Here is a 4789-nt window from a genome sequence, read left to right as displayed (position 1 = left end):
ATCCATTCTTCGGCGGCTTCTAGTTCCGGTTTACTGAATTTGGAGGCGGCATTTAAAATTCGGAAATCTGGGGTATCTTCTCGGGTAATTTCTAAGGCGATCGCCCCGTTTTCGGTAAACTTGGTGGCATTATCTAACAAGTGCCATAACACCTGCTGTAGTTTGTGCCGATCGCTGCATATCGTCCCCCATTCCGCATCCCCTCCCATCGTCAAGGTATTGTTATTCGTAATCAGCTTATGCTCAATTTCGGCCATAATGATGGCGATCGCCTCAGCCACTTCAAAGCATTCGACTTCCAGTTGCATTCGGCCCAACTCAATCTTAGAATAATCTAAAATATCATTAATCGCCACCAACAAATCTTTCCCCGCTTTATTAATCTGCTGCAAATCCCCAAAGAAAGCCCGATTGCTCACCCCTAATTCTTTCGCGTCTTCCTGCAATAAATCGCTATAACTGATAATCGTGGTTAAGGGCGTCCGCAATTCATGGCTCATATTGGCAAAAAATGCACTTTTTGCCAAATTAGTGGCTTCTGCGGTGGCTTTGGCTCTTTGCAATTCCGTTTCAACTCGTTTGGTTTCAGTAATATCCCGGGCAAAAATGCAGTTGTATTCTTTCCCCTTAACTTGGAAATAATTAATGGTAATTTCCACGGGAAAACTCTGATGATCCTTGGTGCGATGATGGCATTCCAAACGGACGGACCCAAATTCTTTGATTTCATCCCAATATTCCGGCCACACTTCGGCGGGTAAATCGGGGTTGATGTCATGAACACTCAAAGAAAGAAGCTCTTTGCGGGAGTAGTTCAACGCCAGACAAGCGGCATCATTGACGTAGAAAAATCGGCCATTGGGAGTCAGCCAAAACACTGAATCGGCTGCATTGTTGATGGAAAATTCCAAAACGTCGCGGGTTTCTTCCAAAAGGCTGCGGGTGCTAATTTCGGCTTGCAATTGGTCGATCGCCTCGGTTAAATCTTTAGTGCGTTCGGCGACGCGGGTTTCGAGTTCTTCATTGGCTTTTTGGAGTGCAGCTTCAGCCACTTTGCGATCGGTAATATCAAATCCGATAAAGACTGCCGCCTGTCCTTGGTGATATTTGTGAGACACCACCAAAAAGTGTCGATTCACGCCGCGAACAGACATCACAATTTCATGCTGTGCTTCTTTTGCCGGATTGTCAAAAAATTCGGGGACAAGGTGGTTAAATTTAGGAGAACCCTGTAAAAAGCCGATTTTTTTGCCGAGGAAAGTGTCAGGATTGGCGTTAAAGGTTTTGGCTAAGTAACCATTGACTCCCAGATAAACTAAATCGGAACTAAACCAAGAAATGCTCCCGGGAACGGCATCTAAAACCGCTTGGAGTTGGTCGTTGGCGGATTCGAGTTCGGTTTGAGTTTTGATGCGATCGTGGGTTTCTAAGGCGAGGGCCGTATAATCGGCGATGGAAGCAGCAAAGTTCCGTTCTCCTAATTTCCACCTCCGGGGGATGCCACGATGTTCGCAGTAAACAATCCCGACGATTTTGCCACTAATGCGAATGGGTGCATCTAATTTGGAGGTAATGCCGAGGGGGATGAGGTAGGTATCGGCTAAACCTCGGGTTCTGGGGTCGGTGACGGCATGATCGACGGAAATGGCACGTTCGGTTTCTAAAGCTTGAAAGTATTGAGAATAGGGAGCAGTCAGGAGCATACTGCCGGAGGAATGGTGGCGATTGGTGCGTTCGTAGAGATTGATACAGGTAATCTCAGTCTGGTTATTGTCGTATAACCAGACTCCCACTCGTTCTACGGCTAGGGTATTGGCGGCAGCTTCGGTAATTTCAGCGATCGCCGCTTCTAAATTCCCCTCATTCTGGGTTTTGCTGCGTGCGAGTTCGACGAGAATCTGACTTTGCCGACGCAAATCGCTTTCATCCGATCGCGATCGCCGGTGGGAATTGCTGGATGCTTTGGGAGTGAACTGATTCAAGGGTGATCCAGTCCCTGGGGTTCTCCCTATCGCTTCTCTCAACAGCAGCAATCCACCGATTTCACCCGTCTGAGTTTTCCAGGGATGCACGTCCCACTTGACTCGGAATTGGCGATCGCCATCTGAGTTCAACTCTTCCTCCCAGGATTGTACCCCCCCTGCCAAACAAATCGCTTGTACCTCTTTCCAGGATTCGAGGGAGATTGCCGAGTTTCTACTTCCTGCCGACTCTGGATTCTGGTTTGTCGGTTGGGTTGAGCTAAACCGAGGCAGGATTTCATAATGAGAACGACCCAGAATGGACTCAACCGGGAGAGTTGGAGTCTCCGTTGGTGATGAGTCTGGGGAGTGGAGGTGGCGATCGCGATCGTCGAAACCGCAATCTCGCAACCATTGACGACTGGCAAACAAGTATCGCATCTGGCGATCGACCATCGCTATTGCCTGGGGAGTCTGTTCCAAAAATATCTTGAGCAGGTCCAAATTCTCTGGGGAGTACAACATGAGGAAAGCTCCAACAATTCAGCTATAGGGTTAAAGGAGCGATGAGGTACAGGCAATAGCTTTTGTTAGCTACATTCTTCAGCACCTGGAAATTAGGGCAGTTTTTCTGAGGTTCTAAGTCTGAGGAAAGCTGCACCTATCTTTGTTTTAGCAAGTTCTGGGGATTTTTACCGGACCAGAATTGTCATTTGTCATAGGGGTTGCAATAAAAACTTTACAGAACGCGACAGAATGGGTCCCAAACGTTAAGCTTTGTTGCAAAACTAGACGTTTTGTGCAACTCAATGGTAAATTTTATGGATATTGCACTTAACGTAAGTTGAGGGAAGGAGAACACTTTGGCTAACAATCTGAATCAACAGCACTCTGCTATCGTTCGTGAAGATATTAGTGAGTATGTGGCACACCTACAGCTTCACATGACTTTACAAGCGCGGAATTTAGTCCCGACGCTGACTCAAACGGCTGGCGATAGTCGAGAACAGTTGTTACAGCAAACTCAAGCTTGCTTTGAAAAGCAGGTTTCGCGACAACCTCTGTAGCTTCTATTCCCAGATCCTCACGGATTTGTTGTTAAATTTTTGCGATTTTTGAACAGGTGGGGCTTGACTGCTCTGATTGTTGTCTGGGATGGTGCGGTGGCGAGGCGATCGCCCTTTCTCTATCAACTAGCTCTATCAACTGGCCTATTCCCGCCTGAAACTGAACGGATTCATGAAATTATCAAAAAGATTTCCGTTTCTGGGTCAGACTCGGAAATCTTAAATTTTTTGATTCAATTCAGACCCGAATCCGATCGCCCAATTGCTGTTTCCCTTTAAAACCTTAATGCCCACGATTGACTGCATCCTCAGTTCTATCAAGTCTCATCCTTTTTGATCCTCCGATTTAGAGATTTCCGTCGATCGCCGTTCGGTTATCCAGCCAGTCGAAGATTCGCTCAAGCTGTTCTATGGAAACTAACCCATACTGCCAGAGAATCATCGGTAAAGGACCGAGGTTTTGTTCTCCATGACGTAGGGCCATATCGATGGATGAAGGCGACAGCGCCAACTCCTCTTGTAAAAATTTGACCAAGTGTCCGTAATTGTTATAGAGTTTCACAACTTTTTTTTCAACCTTTTGTTTTGTTATTCATTCAAATTATTCGGTGTAAATCACTAGACTACCTCTACCCCCAGGCAGGTAAGATAGCAGTATCTCAGGTAGATTTCTTAATCCGAATTTTAATTCGCCCAGGATTCACGTTTCTAAAGTCGTGCCTGTGGCGATTGTTCTGGCATCTGGGTGGGTGGATCGAGCTTTGGGTGCAAGATACAGGATTTCCCCAAACTTCGATAAACCCAGTACGAATGGACGGGAACCGGATTGGTAAATACTCTTTGATGCGGTTAACGGCGAGGTTCAATTCAACGGGTTACGCTGAGGATGACTCGGGGTTTTCTTTCTCTGAGTTCAATCAATCGATATATCCATTCCCACCGACTGTAACGGCGCTGGATGTTTACCAGAGATAGCAGACAATGGTTTGCTTCAAGACTTAACCGCGCTGCTTTCCAAGAGGGCGATCGCTGCCTTAACCTGGATACAGGCAAATTTTTCTCACTCCCCACTCCGACTTGAGGACGAGCTATCGATTGACTTGACGCGAACCCCACTGGGCACGGGTTGAAGTTTAGGCAACAGCGATCGTCTCTCCACCACTTTTGGCTTAATTGGAAAAGCGGTTTAATAAAGATAGCACGCTACTTTTGTTTTGACTAGGCTCTGACGACAGAAAAATCTAAATTAATTGTAAAGTTTTCTATCCCCGAGAGAAAAAGAAAACGGTGGGGGGGGGTTAACGGCTCGTTTGCCGATGCCGGTTGTCATGACCCCCCAGCTTTAACCCCTTACAAGAATAGTTCTTTTCCGTTCAGGGGGGATTTGCCTCACGAACGGTCCCCGGACCTTGCCAAGGGGAGGGTTAGGGTGGGGTCCTCTTGAAGCGCGATCGCGCGTCAAGTTCAAGAGAAATGAGTGGGTGGAGAGTTCATGCGCAAGCGCGATCGCCTGAGTTACGAAGAAAGAGGTTGGACCCGCCTCTATACAGGTGCGATCGCCTCATGAGGGTGCGTAACTCAGGCGATCGCCACGTCAAGGGGACCCCACCCTAACCCTCCCCTTGCCAAGGTCCGGGGACCGTTCGCAAGGCAAATCACTATGAGCGTAAAAACCCTACTCTTGTTAGGGCTATAGCCCCGGGTGCTTTATGTGGGTTAAAACCGCTATAAAGCTTGATTTGCAAGGTTTTCAGTCGAATT

The 4789-nt window shown here is 47.4% G+C and carries 5 protein-coding genes; 2 read left to right on the top strand and 3 right to left on the bottom strand.

Annotation, left to right across the window (positions count from 1 at the left end):
- The coding region (locus tag J0895_RS14510) for a histidine kinase dimerization/phospho-acceptor domain-containing protein (protein ID WP_207088781.1) at positions 1-2486 on the bottom strand (2486 nt) is incomplete at its 3' end.
- A 338-nt stretch (positions 2487-2824) separates the two neighbouring features.
- Between J0895_RS14510 and J0895_RS14505 the strand changes: the two genes are divergently transcribed.
- Both J0895_RS14505 and J0895_RS14500 read left to right on the top strand, forming a co-directional pair.
- Positions 2825-3028, top strand: a complete 204-nt coding sequence (locus tag J0895_RS14505) for a hypothetical protein (RefSeq protein ID WP_207088780.1) — start codon at positions 2825-2827, stop codon at positions 3026-3028.
- 63 nt (positions 3029-3091) lie between these two features.
- Positions 3092-3307, top strand: a complete 216-nt coding sequence (locus J0895_RS14500) for a hypothetical protein (RefSeq protein ID WP_207088779.1) — start codon at positions 3092-3094, stop codon at positions 3305-3307.
- Between the two features lie 67 nt (positions 3308-3374).
- On the opposite strand, the gene J0895_RS14495 is transcribed toward J0895_RS14500, so the two are convergent.
- Complete coding sequence (locus tag J0895_RS14495) at positions 3375-3590, bottom strand: DUF2949 domain-containing protein (RefSeq protein ID WP_207088778.1); 216 nt, start codon at positions 3588-3590, stop codon at positions 3375-3377.
- 305 nt (positions 3591-3895) lie between these two features.
- Positions 3896-4081 (bottom strand): hypothetical protein, encoded by a 186-nt coding sequence (locus tag J0895_RS14490; protein ID WP_207088777.1) that lies wholly within the window; start codon positions 4079-4081, stop codon positions 3896-3898.
- Between the last annotated feature and the right edge of the window lie 708 nt (positions 4082-4789).

The organism is Phormidium pseudopriestleyi FRX01, assembly GCF_017313335.1.
Taxonomy (GTDB): domain Bacteria; phylum Cyanobacteriota; class Cyanobacteriia; order Cyanobacteriales; family Laspinemataceae; genus Laspinema; species Laspinema pseudopriestleyi.
This window is presented reverse-complemented; position numbering and strand designations above follow the sequence as displayed.